Raw genomic sequence first — 18,895 nt, 5'->3', positions numbered from 1 at the left:
GTGATTTATCGTCTTGGGGCTATGATTAGTCAATTTTCTATTTATTATTTCAATTATAAATTCTGTTTATTATTGAGCGCCGTCATGCCAGATACCGATAACCCCAAGCTCCGCCGGAATGTGCATCCACTGCTCAACGATCGTCTGGACTGGAACCTGCTGCGCACCTTTCGAGTCATTGGTCAGGAGCTGAGCATCAGCCGCGCCGCAGCCCGTCTGCATTTGACCCAGCCTGCCATCAGCCAGGCGCTCAAACGGCTGGAGGAACAACTTGATTGCCAGCTCATCGCCCGACGCGGTCCACGCTTTGTTCTCACCGAAGCCGGTGAAGAGATCTTCGCCATTGCAGGTGAGATGTACGGCCAGGTCTCGCAGATGAGCAATGCCCTGCAAAAGCCGGGTGACGAGGTAATAGGCAAGGTGCGGCTGCTGATGATCAGCCGGATTTTCTCGGAACGTTTCGATGACTTCTTGGCCGCATTCCATCGACAGCACCCGAGGGTAGATCTAGACATAGAAGTCATGCGCAGCTCCGACATCGTCAGCGCGCTGCTGGAGAAAACCGCAACTCTGGGCTTGAGTCTCAATCGCCGGCCGCAGCCTCGCCTCGAACAACATTTGTTCCTGCGCCAGCGCTATGCGTTTTTTTGTGGTCGACACCACGCCCTGTTTGGCCGTGCAGGTTTGGCAGAAGGCGACCTGCAATCGGAAAATTTTGTCAGTTTCACGAGCGACCAGATTGGCGGGATGCTTTCGCCGCTGACCATCTTTCGCGACCAGCAAGGTTTCAGCGGACGCATCGTTGCATCATCGCCAAGCCTGGAAGAAGTGCGACGTCTTGTGATCGCCGGCTTCGGCCTTGGCTGCCTGCCGGTCCATGTTGTCGCTGACGATGAGAAGAACGGTCTGCTGTGGCGTTTGCCGCCTCACGACGGCATCGCAGATGTAGATATCCACCTGTTATGGAATCGAGACCAGAAAATGAGTCGCGCCGAGATGATTTTTATCGACAGTCTGACGGCACGACTGGCAGTCGATTGATTAAAAACCTTAGAGGTGATTTACAAGCCTGCCCACTCAACGACTCAGCATGCTGAGCCGTTGAGTGGGCAGGCTTTATATCTGTCATGGCTTGTCGAGAAACTTTGCCCCACTGCGTGGCTTGTGGTTCGTTGTCCTGAGCAACTGCATCGTTGTTTGAATCATCGAACCAGCGGCGTCTCAACCAGAGTGCAATACCGACCAGAGTAACCAGCACCGGCACATCATCACAGGTGCCGCAAAGGCCGTTATTTTTTTGCCCCGAGTGTTGCAATGTAATGAGCGACAGATTCAGCATCTGCATCAGACAGTGAGTGCGTGACCTGCTTCATCAGGGCGCCACGGGGGCGCTGGTCGGTCTGTTGGAAAACCTTGATCTGGCGAATCATATAGTAGGCGTGCTGACCCGCCAGGCGCGGAAACTGACCATTGCCCTGCCCGTCAGCACCGTGGCAGGAACTGCACTGAGCGACGCCAGACTCAGGCAAGCCCTTGCGAAAGATTAATTCGCCGCGTGCATCAGCCGTATCAGCATCAGCCTTCATAGGACTCTGACTTGAAAAATAGTCTGCCAGTTCGCTGATCTGAGTCTCTGTCAAATGGGTAAATCCCCACATGTACTGAGTCCCGGTTTCATCGCTGCGTGCATGGCCCTTGAAGTCAGTCAGCTGCAACTTCAGGTACTCCTTTTGCTGACCGGCCAACTTGGGAAACATCGGCGAGATGGATTCCCCCGTCAGCCCATGGCACATGGAGCACACCTTGTCCGCCATGGCGATGCCGGACATGGGCGACGTTTGTTGCGCTGTCTCCCCGTTCGTACCTGTGCAGCCCGTGAGCGTAATCACGCAGAGGGCAAGAAAAGAAAGTGGTCGTTTGAAAGTACCCTTCATGCCCGTTGCCTCCATGGTCTACGCCCCTGCGCCCAACAGATCAAAGTGCGTACCACATATAAAGATAAGTGGTGTTGTTTTCGCTGGCATCACGACCATTGCCGTCATAGTTATTCGTTGCGCCCAAATAACGGGTGAAATAGTTATATTGAAGTCCGACCCTCAGGTTCTGCATCGGTAACCAGAAAACCTCGGGCGTCCACATCTGTGTATCGGGTGAAAAATTGGCACTGTTCGGGTACGCCGTCGCATCCGAACTGCCATTGACATTGCTATAAGACAGGCTCGCACCATATTTGGCACGGTACACATAACTGCCCTTCAACTTGAATGATCGAAGGGAAGCCGGTCCATCGTAGAGCGTCTGGGTGTCATCTCTTATTTCTTCCTTTACATACCGTATCTGTGCAGTAAAAGCGTGGGGATCAAGGAGGTACTGGTACTGGGCATCAAAGCCTACATCCCGGTATTCGGTGCTGCCCTGGCCGTAGATCGGATTATTGGAGTCATCCATGGGAAGAATTTTGGCATTCATTGCAAAGGCGCCCACCATCACGTTTTGGGGCCCCCACTCGTAGGTATAGGCCAGCCTCGCATAAGGGCTTGAGCCATCCATGTACGTCAACGGATGGTAGGTGTCGCCCTTCTTGTTACCCAAACTTAGAAAGGCCCACGTATTTTTGGCTGTCTGGTAGGAGGTCAGCTCCAGATACAACGACTTGTTCAAATAAACATAGGCACCGATACCCGCCACCTGTTGAGCCAACCCCCCTTCAATCAGCGTCGAGGCCGGGACCCCGCCAAAGGCGCCCAAGGCTGAACTGACATACGGATAGCCCCAGGCAGGCGTGCTGTTCCAGACATCCTGAACTGTGGGGTTGTTATTCAATGTGACACCCCAGATGACATCACGTGAGGCGTCCACTTGGCGGTCCGCATAACGCAGGTCAAAGTTGTCCGAGCCTAGGTGACTTACCCAATTACCCGAGGCATCCTGATGGTCATATGAGCTGTAAGTGAATTGGGCAAAGCCGCCAATGACGTCAGTGATCTTTCCGCCCAGGAACACACTTCCGTAATCAATGATGAATTGTTTGTCTTTGGCGGAAATCGAGCTGCCCGCACCGTCGCTGTTGTTGCGCGTTGAAGTGAAGTCGCCGACGATCATGGCGGCCAAGGGGTTGGTTTGTACGCCGTTGGTGTAACCCGTCAGCTTGAACAGGCGCCCATAAGGTGTCAGTTCAGGAAATTGCCCTCCCGCATGGCAGGCAACGCAGCTTTGCCCTGTTTGGCGTGCAAAGGAAGGCAGGGCCTGGGCCGACTGACAGAGCACCAACAACAATAGTGCCCCTAACAGGGTTCCCGGTCGTCTAAGGTGTCTGAAAAAAAACGGTGACCCGAAAAAAAACGACCATACCACCGCCTTCTTCCCGCCTGCTTCGCCGTCCTTCAGATACATTTCAATTCCCTCTGGAAAGAGGCTGTCAAGTGACATAACCCTGGCTGAAGCCTAGCCAGATGCTGGCCATTTACAAGCTCCGTCGGAAATTGCGCCGTTTAAGTCTGCAACGCGAAGCACACCCATCGCTGAAATCATATTCAGCAGCCTCCGGACGCTTGATCCAGACACTTTCTCTTGTGGCGTTGCGCCTTTTATTGACGAAACTCAATGCAGTGAGGCCAAACGTCCTCGCTGTCGTTTCCCCATAAGGCATTTATCTTATTTCGCAGCCCCAGGGATGGGCCGTTGCGGCCGCGATAGGCCGAGCGGTTACTGATGAGTTGGAGCTTGTATCCGTGGCAGTACCGCCAATGCCCGTTCCCAGATTTGTCGGGTGCGTAGCCAGACAACCTCTTGCCAGTCACTGTCAGCGGGGTAGAACTGCTCGAGCAACTCCAGCTTGATTTTCCTGGCGACCTGATCAGTGAGGTCTCCGTGCAGGTGCAACCACTGATCGTTACGCAAAACAGTGTGGACCTGCTCTCCCGGATAAGTGCCACATTCGATAACGAACGGCATTAAGTGCACCTGCGGCAATGCATCAATCATGGCCTGCGAGGTGTAACCGGTTGCTGTGGCTGCCACCCCTGTATCACTTTTGCTTTCAGCTCCAGTGAGCAGGGTATACAGCCATGGGCCGTATACCGCCTGGGCATCGTGCAGCGCCGGGTAGGAAGACTGAGCAATCGTCATCAGCATGGGATGGCCGTAGTCTCCAGCGCCGGTATGCAGGTCAAAGCACATGGCAACTTGGGCGTGAGTGAAGTGCTCTTGTATGATCTTGTGCAGGGTTTTGTTCGACCAGCCAGGTGCCTTGCCGCCATAGAAAAGACCGTCGTGATGTACGTACTGGCCGGCCTCGACAATCGACATTACCGCTGACCAGCCCTCTTCACTAATTCGCTCGTTGAGCAGGGCGTCGGCCCTCTCCCGCTTCGGCCCCTGCAGTTGGGTGCAGGTATAGATCTCGTGCAGCGCCTCGTACCGTTGATTATCCGGCAGCGCTTGTGTGAAATTCAGATAGTTGCGGTTGAGGTCGATATTGTCTTCGTTGACACGGCGCATCCAGGCCGTGCCCCAGGGATTGATCAAGTGGATCATCACTACTGCCACATCGTCGGGCAAGGTTCTATCGGTGAGCGCTTGCAGCCATTTGATCTGGCAGTCCGAGCCATAGAAACCTTCAATACCGTGCGTGCCGCAGAGCGCAATCAGCAGCCGTTTCGCATATGGATCTCCAAGCACGGCAACGTCGGTACTCAGCGGTTCGCCGGAGGGCCCGGTCAATGGATGGCGGTATTCGGTCAGGCTTGCACCCGCCGCCTTGGCCGCAGCCAGAAACTGTTCACGTTGGCTGACGAAACTGGGGGCCGATGGAAAACCTGTGCTCATGGTTGCCTCATGTCAATCAACAAGTACCGGACTTTCACGAGTCGCCCGATGCGTAGTGGTGGTGGCCGTCTTCTTTAACGAGACACCGATGTAAAAACATGACGTGATTGGATACATTACGCGCAAAGCTTATACGAGCGATATGGCTGTCAGCCACGTCGATATCCTGAATCAAAAAAAAGTTCGAGATCAAGGTTAGTGCTTACCCTCCTCCCATCACTCAGATAGTCGGGAACTTTCCTGAAATGGTCGGCATCCACGTACGATCGCCAACAATCGAAAATTGCTTCGTGCCAGGGGTTGCATGGCGCGGGAGAAAGTATGAAATTTCAAAAAAATCATTTTATAGACAGGGTTCTCGACCCTGGCGCTGCACAGAAAATTGAACGCACTGCCTTCTGGGCTCGCGAGCTTTGGTTGTTACCTATTCTGATACTGGCGGCGCTGGTGCGCGTCTATGGTTCAACCGCATCAGCCATCTGGTGCGATGAAGGCTCCAGTTTGCTCATGAGCCAGTACTCACCAGCGCTGATCTGGTTTCACAGCGCTCACGATGTACATCCACCTCTTTATTACTTCCTCCTGCACCTATGGATAGAGGTATTCGGGAACGGTATCTTCTCGGTCAGGTCCATGAGCGTCGTACCGGGCATTCTGACGGTAGCCCTTGGTGTCTGGCTGGTTCAATTGATCGCAACACGGCGAGCGGCGATCCTGGCCGGCGTTTTATTAGCCTTACTGCCCATTGCAGTGCGTTATAGCCAGGAAGTCCGGATGTACTCCCTCATGGGGTTCTGGCTGATGGGCGCAACCATAGCACTCGTCTATTGGGTGAAAAATCCAGACCGTCATCGATACCTCGTCATTTATTCTCTGTTAATGGCAGCCAGTTTTTACACCCATTACTTCACGGGCCTTTGTGTACTTTCACACTGGGCCTACCTGTTTTTTATGCGCGGTGAAAAGCCCCGCCTCATCACTCGCCCTGCATGGTGGATCGCCAACGGTCTCATTGCCTTGCTATATGCCCCCTGGATTCCTGGCCTGATTGACCAGTTGCAGCACCTTGAACAACTCAAGGTGGGTGGCGACGTCGGCTGGATACTGCCGGTTACACGTTATTCTCTGCCCTCAACTATCTGGCAGTATTTGATCCTTACGGATGGTTTAAGCCTGAAATGGCCCCTCTATTTTTCACTTCCACTCGCGGTGGCGTTGGTCGCCGGTGCTGTTGCCCTGCGTGATCGAGGCCCCTATAAATTTCATGTTTTATTGGTGACCTATACCTTTCTACCTTTGGTGGTTGTGTTTCTGATCTCGTGGATAACACCACTGTTGGTCGAGCGTTATCTGATGTTCTCTGCCCTGGGTTTACCCATGATTCTGGCAATCGCCATCGATCAAATTGAGCGTCATTTCCGTTACGTAGCAATCGCTATGCTCATGGGTATCTTGGGGGTAGAACTGGTCGGGTTGAGTAACGACTACCAAGTGGATGATGAACAGTTCGACAAGCTGGTTAGCTATGTAAATGAGCACTATGCTGCCAATGACCGCATCGTTGTCAGCGATTTATTCTGGTATTTCAGTTATGTCTACTACAACAAGACGGGGTCTGAGCCACTGCTCTACACACCGAAACTAGCCAATGGTACTTCGGGGCGACCAAACAGCTACGGGTTCGGTACGCTGGTCGATCAGGATTCCGATAAAATTTACCTGGACAGTCTTGAAACGTTACCCGGCGACTCGACACGTGTGTGGTTGATCAGCAACAGCGAGCCACCGGATGATTTTTCTTCCATACCTAGCGACTGGACGAAGGTGACAGAGTTGAAAGTCGGAGACACTGAAGTACGCCTGTACTCCATTCCTCCGCATTGAGAGTGCTGTCATGACTAACAGATGATCATCGACGGCGACGGTTTTGTCTTGCCATAACTTGATAATGGTCAAGATGGCCACAGAGGGGGCACTACACGCTATGAGGAGCGATGTCCCCCTGGAAGATCAAGATGAAAATACATTCAAAAGACTTTCACGTACGGGAAGGTGAATTGGTCAGCCTTCGCAAATGGCCTACGAACGTGAAGCCTGTGTATAAAACGACGGAGCAATATCGCCAACTTTTGGGTCAGCACGTTGCGCAATTGAGTGCGTTGCAACAGCTGCTCTATGCGTCTAATCGCTATGCCGTGCTACTGATCTTTCAGGCGATGGATACCGCAGGAAAAGATGGTGCCATCAAACACGTGATGTCAGGTGTCAACCCGCAAGGCTGTCAGGTATTCAGTTTCAAACATCCCAGCGCGGCTGAGTTGCAACATGACTTCCTTTGGCGCACCACCCGCGATCTGCCAGAGCGCGGGCGGATCGGCATTTTCAACCGATCCTACTATGAAGAGGTGCTGATAACGCGTGTACATCCAGAAATCCTCAGCAGCGAAGGCCTTTCGGAAACCAATCTCGATGAAACGACGATTTGGCACGACCGGTATCGCTCGATCACAGAGTTGGAGCGGCACCTTTTCAGTAACGGAACTCGCATCATCAAGTTTTTTCTCCATCTATCGAAAGAAGAACAGCGTAAACGCTTCCTTGAACGCATCGATGAGCCGGAAAAAAACTGGAAATTCAGCCTCGCTGATATTGAGGAGCGGGAATTCTGGAAGGATTACATGAGTGCCTATGAAAAATGCATCAGTGCCACGAGCACAACCAATGCCCCTTGGTATGTCGTTCCTGCGGATGACAAGAAAAACGCCAGGCTATTTGTCTCGCAAATTATTCTCGATACCCTCGTGGGGCTCAATATGACTTACCCCAATACGGATGCTAACCGTCAGAAGGAATTGCAGGCAATCCGTCAGCGGCTCGCGAAGTGAGATCCTCGGTGCGTTCACTGCCTCTTGGGGCTGGATGAACTCAATCCTGTTGAGTCAGGATTGCCGTCATCAGCCCGGGAAACCGACTGTTCAAGTCAGCACTGCGCAATGAGTTCATGTGCAGGGTACCGACGTTCTGAGTGTGAACAAGACCGGCATCGCGCAGCACCCGAAAATGATGAGACATGCTCGACTTTGGCCTGCCGCCATCCAGCTCGCCGCAACTCGCTTCGGCGACACGGCCAAGATGACGGACGATTTCCAGGCGAACCGGATCGCTCAAGGCATAGAGCACTCGTTCGAGGACAAAGTCGCTGGCAGGTGGATGTTTGAATGCGCGCATGGGTGAATCATACACAGGGGTTTACCCATGAGCTATTGTTCGAATACTATCGAACTACGGAATATTCCTTCGCTAAGAGGTATGACCATGTCTGCGCTGTTCCAACCGTTCAAACTCAAGGATGTCACGCTGCGCAACCGGATTGCGGTCCCGCCCATGTGCCAGTACTCGGCAATTGATGGTTTGATCAACGAATGGCATCAAGTTCACTTGGCCTCTATCGCGCGCGGCGGCGCCGGTTTGGTGATTGTAGAAGCAACCGCTGTTGCTCCCGAAGGACGCATTACTCCAGGCTGCACGGGGATCTGGAGCGACGAGCTGGCACAGGCGTTTGTACCGGTGGTTCAGGCCATCAAGGCCGCAGGTTCGGTGCCGGGCATCCAGATCGCCCACGCCGGGCGCAAAGCCAGCGCCAACCGTCCATGGGAAGGCGATGATCATATTGCTGACGATGATACCCGTGGCTGGCAGACCATCGCGCCGTCCGCCATCGCGTTCGGCGCCAACCTGCCGAAAAAGCCCAAGGCCATGACCCTGGACGATATTGCTCGTGTGCGTGACGATTTTGTCGCTGCCGCCCGTCGCGCTCGTGAAGCCGGCTTCGAATGGCTGGAACTTCACTTCGCTCACGGTTATCTGGCGCAGACTTTCTTTTCCGAGCATTCAAATCATCGTCAAGACGCCTACGGTGGCAGTTTTGACAACCGTAGCCGTTTCCTTCTGGAAACACTGGCAGCCGTGCGCGAAGTCTGGCCGGAAAACCTGCCGTTGACCGCGCGTTTCGGCGTGCTCGAATACGACGGTCGGGACGAGCAAACCCTGGTGGAGTCCATCGAGCTGACCCGACGCTTCAAAGCCGCCGGCCTGGATATGCTTAGCGTCAGCATTGGTTTCACCATTCCTGAAACCAACATTCCCTGGGCGCCGTCGTTCATGGGCCCGATTGCCGAGCGCGTGCGTCGCGAAGCCGACATTCCGGTCTCTTCGGCTTGGGGCTTCGGCACCCCGGCGATTGCAGAGAAAGTGCTCAAGGACGGTCAACTGGACCTGGTGATGGTCGGTCGCGCACATCTGGCCAACCCACACTGGACCTATTTTGCCGCCCGTGAACTGGGCATTGACCGTGCGTCCTGGACGCTCCCGGCACCTTATGCCCACTGGCTGGAACGCTACTGACAGATTCGTTGGCTAGCGGGCAGACGCGCCCACTAAACCTTCGATACAGCCCGTGCCCATGTGGTCACGGGCTACCGCTGGATTCCGTTACTCGCCTTGCAGTCTGTCCTGCGCCCGCTAGTCTTGCTTGAGAACATCCAGAGATGTGTACGTGCTGGAGCAGCAGGTCTATATCCACGGTAAGCTCCTCCCGTGTAGCCCACATGAAACATGTCGTCTGATTCAGCGGGCATGAGCAGGACTCACAGTGTCAGACTAAACAGGGTCATCGTATGTTCACGCCAGGCCATCTCAATCGCGCCAGTATTCCTGGAATGCCAGGCATACCAAAATTCAACATCGACGTTTTCTACGAGGTTCGTCATGACCCAAAGGAAGGCACGTTGATGCACTTCAAAATGGTCGGACAGGTGTCGGGCCGAGAGTTCGTTGATGAGTTCGACATGCACCGCGATACCGCCTCCAACTTCGCCAGTCTGCTGGCCAAGGTCGCGGTCAAGCACGGTCTGCCCCCTAACGAAAGTCCTATCATGCGCAGCCACGCCGAATACGATGCGATGTTCGAAGATATTCGCGACAAACTGGGCATCAAACCCGGCGAACCGATTAACTTGGATAACCTGGCGAAAGACGGGCTTTAAGAGTCGTCCTGGCCGAGCAGTTTATGTGTGAGTCCAAGATCAGTCCGGCTATACGCCCTCCGTACTGGCGCTGATGGAATCACCCTCCCAGCGCCATGATCGCCAACATCAGTAATGTACCGGTGATCGCCATTACCGTACCTCCGCGCCAGCGGCTTCCGCCCGCGTATCGCGCAAGAGCCCAGCCGGCTAGAAACAGCATCCCGAGTGCGACCATGTTGGAGACGCGTATCGCAACCGTCACTTGATGAAGCAGCATGAATGGCACTACCACAGGAAATGTTGCAAGAGTCACCAGAAGGAAAATGCCGAATGCACCCTTGAAGTCGTCCAGGCGAAGACGTGGAGGTATGGGTGCGTCCGAAAACTCGAGCATCCGACGACGAATCATTTCAAGGCCCTCGTTGCCCGCCGCCGCCGCGATACGAGGAGGCAGTGCTCCAGCAATGAGTGCCTGCCCTGATGCTGCATTCGTTTCTTTGCACAGGCGTAAGAAAAGCGTCCGATTGCGCGTGCGATCGGTGACCGTGCGTACGAGGTACATGACGGCATCCGCGAGGCCCCAGGCAAGATTGCAACCGAGTGCCGTGACCATCATCGTGCGCACCGTCTCCTGACCAGCCGTTGCCACGCTAAGCGAGCCAATAAAAGTCATCGCCATCAGCAGACCGAAGATCACCTCCGAGACACGATCGATCGGATCGAGCACGCGCGCCCGCTTCTGTTCTTTGATGTCGTGCATGAGGCTCACCTCCGGGCCATGCGTTAACGATGTTCGAAACCTTCGAATCCCTATAACCGCCGGCTATACCTGAAAATGCGCAACAGCCTGCTCCAGATTGAAGAACATTCGCGTGGGGCCCAGCGAGCGCCCCAGCGGCGAATTTCTTACCATGGCAAACACGCCTGGATTCATGCCCACTAGCCACAGCATTACACCCTGTTCACGCATTTGGTTTTCGGCCTCGGTCAGCATTTTCAGGGCGGTGTATTCCAAATCGAACACGCCGCTAAGGTCGAGAGCAATGACCCGCGGTTTGGACTCAGCAATCAACGCCAGCAACTTATGGCCAACCCGCTGGGCATTCACGAAGAAAATCCGGCCTTCTGAGCGCACCAGCAGCAATCCGGCGAAGCTTTCATCCTCGGGATGCTCATCGGATTTCGGGCGGAAAACGTTGGTGCCTGGTTTTCGGACCAAGGCATAAACTGGGGGGTCTGAAACCTGATAGGCCAAGGCGACGAGCGACACGATGATCGCAACGACAATGCCCTTCAATGTTCCTAGCAGCATGACCCCCAACATGGCGGCGAGCGCCCAGATAAACTCTGTTCGGCGCACCGCCAGAATGTCGCGAAACTCTGAGGCTTCGATAAGGCCCACCGAATAGACAATCACCACGGCCGCCAGCGTGGCATTCGGCATCAGGCTAATGAAAGGCGCCAGCAGCAGGCACGTTCCCAGTGCCAGCGCCGCTGTAATCAGCCCTGCCAGTTGCGTATGAGCCCCCGCCAGCCGGTTTACCGCGGTCTGCGTGGTTCCTCCTCCCGCCGTCATGCCCCCCAGGAAGGCTCCGCCTATGTTCGCTATGCCCGTCGCGATTAGTTCCCGATTGGGCTGAGGCGTGGGCTCGTCACTTCGGGCGAAGGCACGTCCGGCAGCGATGGTCTCGGTAAAGCTCATCAGCGCGATCCCTATGGCTGCTGGCCAGAGAGGAGTCACCCACTCCCATCCTGGCAACGTCAAGGCAGGTAATCCGGTTGGAACATTGCCGACTAACGAAATGCCAAAGCGGTCCAGGCCAAGCAGGCTCACCCCTGCAATCCCGATGGCCACCGCGACCAGTGGCGCGGGCGCGCTTGGGGTGAAACGCTTCATCGCGACCAGGATCAGCACCATCAAGATACCCACCGCAACGGTGGGCAGCGAAGCGTGCGGTATACCCCAAAACGTGGCGATCAGGTTATGGAGGAAGTTGCCCTTTTCAATGTGGATGCCTAACAACTTGGGCGCTTGGTCAAGCACGATGACGATGCCAATGCCGGCCTTGAATCCAACCAGCACGGGCTCGGAGATGAAGTTGGCTACAAATCCAAGGCGCAATACCCCCGCAAGGACAAGGAAAGCGCCTACCAGCACTGCCAACGTGGCGGATCCCACTATCAATACAACAGGGTCGCCCGTCGGGCTGATCTGACCCAGTGCAGAACCTGCGAGGATGGCGATTGTCGTGGTTGTACTCACGCTGAGCGGGCGCGAAGAGCCGAGTAAGGCATAAATCGCCATCGGCACCAACACCGTATAGAGCCCGACTTGTACCGGGAGTCCGGCAATAGTGGCGTAAGCCAGTGCTTTTGGTATGACCACCGCCGCCGTCGTCATGCCGGCAATGGCATCGCCTTTGAACCAGCCCTGCCGGTAGTTGCGAATCCACTCCGGTACCCACTGACGAAAACTGCCCCTCGAATGCCGAGAGACCATTTGGGTCTTGGAGTCTTGTTGCGGGTCGTTCGGTTCAAGGTCTTGTCGATTCATCAGACACTCCAGGCCAAGACTCACCACATTCGGTGGTTTGATCTCCATGGAGTCACAATGGTACGCAGCTGGTTTCGCTGTTTGCCCTACAACAAGTGCTCATACCGCCTGCCGGTACCGGTATGAGCATTTACGACCCGCAAGAGGAGCGCGAAACACTCACTCCCCCGCCCCCTGCAACTTCGTCAGCAGCGATGACGTGGCTATCTGTCAGCCCAGATAGTCGAGCACCCTTTCACGTGTTCGCGCAGCCACCACATATTTGCAATTATAAATGTAGCCTGTTTGAGAGCCTGTCACCGGCACCGGCAGGAAGTTCTGCAACCGATTTGCGGATAGTCAGGTGCCGACCATAATGGAACTACCGTCCTTCAGACAGGCAGGCCCCATGTACCAGAACCTCGCTCTGCTCACGGCCTTCCTCTTGATCTACAGCATTTTCGCTGGGCGGTTCGAGTCGAGCCTGCTCAATGGTCCACTGATGTTTATGCTCGCAGGTCTCATTCTCGGGCCTGCTGTGCTAGACATTCTGCAACTCCGGATTGGTCGGGAAGGCCTCAAAGCCTTGGCCGAGTTGACCCTGGCGATTGTTCTGTTCAGTGATGCAGCCAACGCTAACCTCAAAGTCCTGCGGGCCCATGAAGGGCTTCCGTTACGGTTGCTGCTGATAGGCCTTCCCCTGACCATCTTGTGTGGGTGGCTGGTGGGTATCTGGCTATTCCCTCAGGTGCCGCTGATAGAGTTGGCCATTCTGGCAACCCTGTTGGCGCCTACCGACGCAGCGCTGGGCAAGGCGGTTGTGAGCAACCCAAAGGTTGCCGCTCCCGTGCGTGAAGGGTTGAACGTAGAGAGCGGCTTGAATGACGGGATCTGCGTGCCGGTGCTATTGATGTTCCTGGCGTTATTGGTCGAAGAACAGACTCAGGCCCCTCTCTCTCTGGCGGCGAAGCTGCTTGTCGAGGAACTGGGCATTGGCGCGCTGTCCGGGATCGCCCTGACCATGGTCGCCTGGCAGTTGCAGCGGCTCTCCTGGAAGCACCAGTGGCAGATGCCCGTGTGGTCACAACTTACCCTCCCCGGCCTCGCCGTTCTGTGCTTTGCCACTGCGCAAACATTGGGCGGCAGTGGCTTTATTGCCGCCTTCGTCGGGGGGCTGCTCGCGGGTTACCTGTTTAAGGAGCAAAAGCATCAGCTGCTTCAAGCCAGCGAAGAATTTGCCAGCCTGCTATCGGTCATCACTTGGGCCGTGTTTGGCGCATTGGTCATCCCCAAAGCCTGGAGCAGCCTAACCCTGGATATCTGGCTTTACGCGCTGCTCAGTTTGACCGTGGTGCGCATGCTACCCGTGCTCATCAGCCTCCTGGGGGCCTGCTTCGACATCGAAACCCGCCTATTCATGGCCTGGTTCGGCCCACGTGGCCTGGCCACCATCGTCTTTGCCGTCATGATAATGGACTACCCTCTATTGGCGAGTAATACGCTGATCGCTACCGCCATTTGCACGGTGTTACTCAGTGTTCTTCTGCACGGGTTGAGCGCCAACCCGTGGGTTGCGCGGCTGGTCCACCGTGAGCATTGATTCGACTGCGGGAAAGCATTTTCCGAGCAATACCTTCTGATCTGAGAGGGGCAAGGCCCTCTTCAAGCTAACTGGAGGCTAGGTAACTCCGATGAAAAAACATGACCAGACATTGTTTGATCCAGACACACACCCGGTAAAAAAGCTCAGTCGCAAGGGCTACGAAACACAACTGAGGACCCTGCACATCGAGCTGGTCAAGTTGCAACAATGGGTGGTGGCGAACGGCGCCAAGGTAGTGGTGGTGTTCGAAGGTCGCGACGGTGCTGGTAAGGGCGGCACCATCAAGGCGCTGACCGAGCGTGTCAGCCCGCGAATTTTTCGCGTGGTAGCATTGCCGGCGCCGACCGAGCGGGAAAAAAGCCAGATGTACTTGCAGCGCTACATGCCGCACTTTCCCGCAGCCGGAGAAGTGGTGATCTTCGACCGCAGCTGGTACAACCGCGCGGGTGTCGAACGGGTCATGGGTTTCTGCGATGAAAGCCAGGTGCTTAATTTTTTAGAGCTGGCACCCATGTTCGAGAATCAACTGATCCACTCGGGAATCATCCTGCTCAAGTACTGGCTGGAAGTCAGTCCGCAAGAGCAGGAGCGTCGCCTCAAAGACCGTATTACAGATGGCCGCAAGGTATGGAAACTGTCCCCCATGGACGTCCTCTCTTATAACCGCTGGGACGACTACACACGAGCACGCGACGAGATGTTCGTCGCCACCGACACCCCATGGGCGCCCTGGTTCGTCGCCCGCTCGGAAGACAAGAAAAGTGTTCGTCTAAACGTGCTCACTCACGTGCTGACACAAATCCCCTATAAGGAGGTCAAGCAGCCAAAGGTCAAACTACCCAAGCGCAAAATTGGCGACTACCAGACGATCGATTACCCGTTCAAATATGTCGCTGAGCTGTTCTGAACGTGAGTTGCCCCGCCATCAGCACATAGTTGAGTTGATGGCGGGCAAGCTCACGGGTGTTTATCCAGTGTGACGTTGCAGCAGCTATCAGCAGCGGCAACGTCACATTCTTGACCTGCGGCTATCATGCCCTGAGCGCACTCAGATCAAGGCAATCATCCTTCAGCGGCGGACACCAGTAGTAGCCGCCGGTAAGGGGGCGGCTAAAGCGATAGAGGGCGTCAACAATGCCGTCATCGAGTCCGCTCATGCGTCGCAATTGGGCTTCGAAAGCGTCGAGGGAGTGACCAAAGGCAAGGAATACCAAACCGGCCTGCAGGCCGTCTGACCAAGGCATAGAGCGACGCACAACGAAGGCTTCAGGGGTGAAACTTTCTTGGGCGGTGCGCTTTACATGTGCTGATTTCGGAGCCTCTTCCAGCTCTTCGTTATCGCTTTTTCGGCGGCCCATGATGTGGTCTTGCTCCCCCTGCGGCATGGCGGCGAAACCATCCAGGTCGTGCTGCCACTGCTGGATGGCGGCGAAGCTACCCCCTTGCAGCCCCGGGATGTCATTGTTTACTACCGCCGCCCCTATGGCCGCTTCGTCTACCGGGTTTTCGGTGCCATCTTCATAGCCGGTCAGGTCATGACCGGTCTTGTAGCGGAACGCTTCGGTCATCTGCACCAGGCGCAGGGCCGGTGCCAATGCGGCCTCTAATGCGCGGCTGCGATGCAGCAATTCACCCCGGTCCTCACCGTGCAGCCAGCACCAAAGTGCGTGCTGGGTCGAGGGGTTGTCCACCCCGACGCCACTCAATGCCGGGAACACACGCAAGCCCTCAACTTGACCCCCTATCGCATGCACAAGCGACTCACCAAAGCCGACAACCATTTTTTTGCCGTCTGCCAGCTGCGCCAGTTCTTTGAGCGCAGCTGGCAGGGCGTCTACGGACTCAAGGGCAAAAAACAAATGGCGCGCCTGTAATGGCACGGGCTTGGCAAGAATGCCAGGCTGGTAGTTACTCATGTAAACCTCTCCAGAAAATTACTCGGGTGATAATGGCACCTTCAACCGCGTTCTGGAACGTTTGCACCTCAGATCAATCAGGACAGCCTGATTGATCTGAACACCTACCAAGCTCGATCTGACCTTCCCGAGAGAGAAGCTCGGCGCCCTTCACCTCAGTCCTGTAATGCGCGCGGGCGGTGGCTGCGTTGTTCAGCATCGGTGCTGGCTGCCTTTTGCAGCTGGAAGTCGAAGTCCAGCTCGGCGAATGACCCCGTCACCCCTCGGTCGTTCGCCGCAGCGCGATCCTCGACGAAACGGATTTCACCCACCAGACCATCACGGGTGGCGTAAGCGAAGTCGTCCCACAGGTACTTATCGCCAGACAGGTTGATCTGCGTGGTCAAGTGACGATGGCCCGGTGCCGAGATGAAAAAATGAATATGCGCCGGACGTTGACCGTGACGGCCAAGCTGGTCGAGGCATTCCTGGGTCGGACCCTGGGGGTTGCAACCATAGCCTGACGGCACAATGCTGCGCGCGCGGTAGCGGCCTTCGGCATCGGTGACGATACGTCGACGCAGGTTGTACTCGCTCTGGCTCTGATCGAAGTACGAGTAGTTACCCTGAGTGTTGGCGTGCCAGAGGTCGACAACGGCGCCGGCGACTGGCTGACCATTGGCGTCGCGCACCACACCCTGAAGGAACATCGGCGTGGCGACCTCGTCCTCACTGCCGTCGTCCATCCGCGTCTCGCTGTCATACAGCGGTGCGCCGGCGACATAGAGCGGGCCTTCAATGGTGCGCGGCGTACCGCCCACGAGGCCTTCCTGCGCGTCTTTCGCGTCTTGCAGCAGGTCAAGAAAATGCTCAATGCCCAAACCGGCCACCAGCAGCCCGGCTTCGTTGCGACCGCCCAGGCGGTTGAGGTAATCCACCAGGGTCCAGAACTCGTCTTCGCCCACCTCCATATCCTCGACAATCTTCGCTACCTCATTGAGGACGCGGAACATCAGTTGCTTCAAGCGAGGGCTGCCCTGGTCGTTGCCGAGCCCGCTGACGTCCTTAAAGAATGCCTGGACCTCAGGGGTCTGGGAAATTTTCACGGTCATGGAGATGTACCTCTTAATGTTGTTGTCAGGTTACTTGTTGGTGGTGCATTAGCGCTGTGAGACAGGGGTTCAGCCGAGGTCACCGCCGCCTACGGGCAGGGTCATGCCGGTGATGTAGGAGGCTTCATCGGAGGCCAGGAACAGGATTGCACCGACCTGTTCTTCGAGACTGCCGTAGCGCTTCATCAGGCTGCTATCGACAGTCTGGTCGACGATTTGCTGATACCAGACCTTCTCCTGCTCGCTCTGCTCGGCGGTGTTGCGCGGAATACGCCGCGGAGGTGCTTCGGTACCACCAGGCGCCGTGGCGTTGACCCGGATGCCGCGCTCGGCGTTCTCAAACGCCAGGCAGGCGGTGAGTGCATTGACACCACCCTTGGCTGCACCGTAAGGCGCGCGATTGATCCCGCGAGTGGCGATCGATGAGACGTTGACGATGGCGCCGCAGCCCTGCTCCACCATGTATGGCAACGCGGCGTGACAGCACCACAGCGTGGGAAACAGCGAGCGGCGTACTTCGGCCTCGATCTCGCTTTCTTTGTAATGTTCGAATGGCTTGGCCCAAATGGTGCCTCCGACGTTATTGACCAGCACGTCCAGCCGTCCAAAACGCTCCACAGCAGCAGCCATCACTCGCTGGCAGTCGGCGTACTGTTCAAGGTCAGCGGTCAGCGCCAGCAGCGCCTCGCCTTGCAGTTCCCTGACCAGTTCGGAACGGTCAACCGCCACCACCTGCGCGCCTTCCTCGAGCAAACGCTCGGCGACGCGGCGTCCAATGCCCTGCGCTGCCCCGGTGACCAGGGCGACTTTATTTTTAAATCTCATGCTCATGGCAACCTCGAAAATACACGTCAGTCAGTGGCAGTTAAGCGGCGCTGGCGGCGAACTTCTCGTAGTAGAAGTTCGCTGGCTCGATACCCTGTTCGCGAATGTATTGGCTGACCGCCTCGACCATCGGTGGCGGACCACACAGGTAGATATCGACGTCGCCGCCGTTGAGGTGCGTGGGCGCGATGTGCTGGGTCACGTAGCCTTTGTGCGGATGACTGCTGGCGGGGTTGGCCACGCAGGCGCTGAAGGTGAAGTTCGGGATCCGCGCAGCGAAGTCGTTCAGGCGATCCATTTCCACCAGATCGAAATCGTTGGTAACGCCGTAGATCAGGTGCAATGGATGCTCGCTCCCCTTCTGCGCAATCGTATCCAGCATCGCAGTGAATGGCGCCAGCCCGGTGCCGCCCGCCAGCAACAGCAGTGGGCGTTTGATGGTGCGCAGATAGAAACTGCCCAGAGGACCGGCCAGGTTCATGCTGTCACCGACCTTGGCCAGCTCCGTAAGGAAGCTGCTCATCAAGCCGCCTGGCACGTTTCGGATCAAAAAGCTGACGCGACCGTCTTTCTGCAGCGAGCTGAATGAATAGGCTCGGGTCTGCTCACTGCCCGGCACTTGCAGGTTGACGTACTGGCCCGGCAGAAAGGTCAGGTGGTTCAGGGCTTCGCCCTGAATAGACAGCGAAATCGTGCTGTCAGAGAGCTGACGGACTTCGCTGATTGCCGCCTGGTAAGTCGCCTGCTGTGTTTTGCAAACATCTGAAGATGCCGGCACACGCACCACACAGTCGCTTTGAGCGCGCATCTGACAGGTCAGCACATACCCCTGATCCGCTTCCTCTTCGCTGAGCGCATCTTCGATGTATTCCTGGCCGAGGTCGTACTCGCCGGATTCAGCGAAGCACTTGCAGGTACCGCAAGCACCGTCGCGGCAGTCCAGAGGAATATTGATCCCCTGCCGGTACGCAGCGTCGGCGACGGTTTCACTGGGGTTGGCGTCAATGAAACGGGTAACGCCGTCTTCGAAATTGAGTGCAATTTTGTGGCTCATGGTGTTCCTCGCTGGACCA

General features: G+C 56.0%; 17 protein-coding genes. 7 read left to right on the top strand and 10 right to left on the bottom strand.

The genetic code is table 11. The features are described from left to right. Positions 1–84: 84 nt before the first annotated feature. Positions 85–1,041, top strand: a complete 957-nt coding sequence (locus RHM55_RS02000) for a LysR family transcriptional regulator (RefSeq protein WP_322182685.1) — start codon at positions 85–87, stop codon at positions 1,039–1,041. A gap of 248 nt (positions 1,042–1,289) precedes the next feature. Here RHM55_RS02000 and RHM55_RS01995 read toward each other — a convergent pair whose 3' ends face one another. The 3 genes from RHM55_RS01995 to RHM55_RS01985 form a co-directional block, all read right to left on the bottom strand. Beyond that, a complete protein-coding gene (locus RHM55_RS01995) occupies positions 1,290–1,934 on the bottom strand; it encodes a c-type cytochrome (RefSeq protein ID WP_322179278.1) in 645 nt (214 codons plus the stop codon). Between the two features lie 40 nt (positions 1,935–1,974). Beyond that, positions 1,975–3,393: a cytochrome C gene (locus RHM55_RS01990; protein ID WP_322179277.1), complete on the bottom strand. Its 1,419-nt coding sequence runs from the start codon at positions 3,391–3,393 to the stop codon at positions 1,975–1,977. Positions 3,394–3,705: 312 nt separating this feature from the next. Then, entirely contained in the window at positions 3,706–4,827 is a 1,122-nt protein-coding gene (locus tag RHM55_RS01985) for a DUF2817 domain-containing protein (RefSeq protein WP_322179276.1), read from the bottom strand. A gap of 321 nt (positions 4,828–5,148) precedes the next feature. Here RHM55_RS01985 and RHM55_RS01980 point away from each other — a divergent pair, with 321 nt between their 5' ends. Further along, positions 5,149–6,711: a glycosyltransferase family 39 protein gene (locus RHM55_RS01980; RefSeq protein WP_322179275.1), complete on the top strand. Its 1,563-nt coding sequence runs from the start codon at positions 5,149–5,151 to the stop codon at positions 6,709–6,711. A gap of 110 nt (positions 6,712–6,821) precedes the next feature. Next, positions 6,822–7,712, top strand: coding sequence for an ADP-polyphosphate phosphotransferase (locus tag RHM55_RS01975; RefSeq protein WP_322179274.1), 891 nt, complete (start codon positions 6,822–6,824; stop codon positions 7,710–7,712). A 40-nt stretch (positions 7,713–7,752) separates the two neighbouring features. On the opposite strand, the gene RHM55_RS01970 is transcribed toward RHM55_RS01975, so the two are convergent. Next, positions 7,753–8,055, bottom strand: coding sequence for a helix-turn-helix domain-containing protein (locus RHM55_RS01970; RefSeq protein ID WP_322179273.1), 303 nt, complete (start codon positions 8,053–8,055; stop codon positions 7,753–7,755). Between the two features lie 87 nt (positions 8,056–8,142). On the opposite strand from RHM55_RS01970, the gene RHM55_RS01965 reads away from it, so the two are divergent. Together RHM55_RS01965 and RHM55_RS01960 are read left to right on the top strand one after the other, a co-directional pair. Then, positions 8,143–9,231, top strand: a complete 1,089-nt coding sequence (locus tag RHM55_RS01965; protein ID WP_322179272.1) for an NADH:flavin oxidoreductase/NADH oxidase — start codon at positions 8,143–8,145, stop codon at positions 9,229–9,231. 272 nt (positions 9,232–9,503) lie between these two features. Next, the gene (locus RHM55_RS01960) at positions 9,504–9,872 is read left to right on the top strand and encodes a DUF5064 family protein (RefSeq protein WP_322179271.1); all 369 of its coding nucleotides are present in this window, start codon (positions 9,504–9,506) and stop codon (positions 9,870–9,872) included. Positions 9,873–9,951: 79 nt separating this feature from the next. Here RHM55_RS01960 and RHM55_RS01955 read toward each other — a convergent pair whose 3' ends face one another. Both RHM55_RS01955 and RHM55_RS01950 read right to left on the bottom strand, forming a co-directional pair. After that, positions 9,952–10,614, bottom strand: coding sequence for a VIT1/CCC1 transporter family protein (locus tag RHM55_RS01955; protein WP_322179270.1), 663 nt, complete (start codon positions 10,612–10,614; stop codon positions 9,952–9,954). Between the two features lie 63 nt (positions 10,615–10,677). Next, entirely contained in the window at positions 10,678–12,354 is a 1,677-nt protein-coding gene (locus RHM55_RS01950; protein ID WP_322182683.1) for a SulP family inorganic anion transporter, read from the bottom strand. Between the two features lie 442 nt (positions 12,355–12,796). Here RHM55_RS01950 and RHM55_RS01945 point away from each other — a divergent pair, with 442 nt between their 5' ends. Together RHM55_RS01945 and ppk2 are read left to right on the top strand one after the other, a co-directional pair. Continuing rightward, positions 12,797–13,987, top strand: coding sequence for a cation:proton antiporter (locus RHM55_RS01945; protein ID WP_322179269.1), 1,191 nt, complete (start codon positions 12,797–12,799; stop codon positions 13,985–13,987). Between the two features lie 91 nt (positions 13,988–14,078). Further along, the gene (ppk2, locus tag RHM55_RS01940) at positions 14,079–14,897 is read left to right on the top strand and encodes a polyphosphate kinase 2 (RefSeq protein WP_322179268.1); all 819 of its coding nucleotides are present in this window, start codon (positions 14,079–14,081) and stop codon (positions 14,895–14,897) included. 124 nt (positions 14,898–15,021) lie between these two features. Here the strand turns inward: ppk2 and RHM55_RS01935 are convergent, their stop codons facing one another. From RHM55_RS01935 to benC, 4 genes are all read right to left on the bottom strand, one after another. Continuing rightward, a complete protein-coding gene (locus RHM55_RS01935; protein ID WP_322179267.1) occupies positions 15,022–15,906 on the bottom strand; it encodes a Dyp-type peroxidase in 885 nt (294 codons plus the stop codon). A gap of 155 nt (positions 15,907–16,061) precedes the next feature. Beyond that, positions 16,062–16,997, bottom strand: a complete 936-nt coding sequence (catA, locus tag RHM55_RS01930) for a catechol 1,2-dioxygenase (protein ID WP_322179266.1) — start codon at positions 16,995–16,997, stop codon at positions 16,062–16,064. 69 nt (positions 16,998–17,066) lie between these two features. Next, on the bottom strand, positions 17,067–17,828 hold the full coding sequence (locus tag RHM55_RS01925) for a 1,6-dihydroxycyclohexa-2,4-diene-1-carboxylate dehydrogenase (protein WP_322179265.1): 762 nt from the start codon (positions 17,826–17,828) through the stop codon (positions 17,067–17,069). Positions 17,829–17,862: 34 nt separating this feature from the next. Further along, on the bottom strand, positions 17,863–18,876 hold the full coding sequence (gene benC, locus RHM55_RS01920; RefSeq protein WP_322179264.1) for a benzoate 1,2-dioxygenase electron transfer component BenC: 1,014 nt from the start codon (positions 18,874–18,876) through the stop codon (positions 17,863–17,865). Positions 18,877–18,895: the final 19 nt, after the last annotated feature.

The sequence above is a fragment of the Pseudomonas sp. MH9.2 genome (genome assembly GCF_034353875.1).
Taxonomy (GTDB): domain Bacteria; phylum Pseudomonadota; class Gammaproteobacteria; order Pseudomonadales; family Pseudomonadaceae; genus Aquipseudomonas.
This window is presented reverse-complemented; position numbering and strand designations above follow the sequence as displayed.

Bases quoted from the DNA above. Each gene is read 5' to 3' on its own strand.
- RHM55_RS02000 (WP_322182685.1), top strand. From the start codon at position 85: ATGCCAGATACCGATAACCCCAAGCTCCGCCGGAATGTGCATCCACTG.
- RHM55_RS01995 (WP_322179278.1), bottom strand. From the start codon at position 1,934: ATGAAGGGTACTTTCAAACGACCACTTTCTTTTCTTGCCCTCTGCGTG.
- RHM55_RS01990 (WP_322179277.1), bottom strand. From the start codon at position 3,393: ATGTATCTGAAGGACGGCGAAGCAGGCGGGAAGAAGGCGGTGGTATGG.
- RHM55_RS01985 (WP_322179276.1), bottom strand. From the start codon at position 4,827: ATGAGCACAGGTTTTCCATCGGCCCCCAGTTTCGTCAGCCAACGTGAA.
- RHM55_RS01980 (WP_322179275.1), top strand. From the start codon at position 5,149: ATGAAATTTCAAAAAAATCATTTTATAGACAGGGTTCTCGACCCTGGC.
- RHM55_RS01975 (WP_322179274.1), top strand. From the start codon at position 6,822: ATGTCCCCCTGGAAGATCAAGATGAAAATACATTCAAAAGACTTTCAC.
- RHM55_RS01970 (WP_322179273.1), bottom strand. From the start codon at position 8,055: ATGCGCGCATTCAAACATCCACCTGCCAGCGACTTTGTCCTCGAACGA.
- RHM55_RS01965 (WP_322179272.1), top strand. From the start codon at position 8,143: ATGTCTGCGCTGTTCCAACCGTTCAAACTCAAGGATGTCACGCTGCGC.
- RHM55_RS01960 (WP_322179271.1), top strand. From the start codon at position 9,504: ATGTTCACGCCAGGCCATCTCAATCGCGCCAGTATTCCTGGAATGCCA.
- RHM55_RS01955 (WP_322179270.1), bottom strand. From the start codon at position 10,614: ATGCACGACATCAAAGAACAGAAGCGGGCGCGCGTGCTCGATCCGATC.
- RHM55_RS01950 (WP_322182683.1), bottom strand. From the start codon at position 12,354: ATGGTCTCTCGGCATTCGAGGGGCAGTTTTCGTCAGTGGGTACCGGAG.
- RHM55_RS01945 (WP_322179269.1), top strand. From the start codon at position 12,797: ATGTACCAGAACCTCGCTCTGCTCACGGCCTTCCTCTTGATCTACAGC.
- ppk2 (WP_322179268.1), top strand. From the start codon at position 14,079: ATGAAAAAACATGACCAGACATTGTTTGATCCAGACACACACCCGGTA.
- RHM55_RS01935 (WP_322179267.1), bottom strand. From the start codon at position 15,906: ATGAGTAACTACCAGCCTGGCATTCTTGCCAAGCCCGTGCCATTACAG.
- catA (WP_322179266.1), bottom strand. From the start codon at position 16,997: ATGACCGTGAAAATTTCCCAGACCCCTGAGGTCCAGGCATTCTTTAAG.
- RHM55_RS01925 (WP_322179265.1), bottom strand. From the start codon at position 17,828: ATGAGCATGAGATTTAAAAATAAAGTCGCCCTGGTCACCGGGGCAGCG.
- benC (WP_322179264.1), bottom strand. From the start codon at position 18,876: ATGAGCCACAAAATTGCACTCAATTTCGAAGACGGCGTTACCCGTTTC.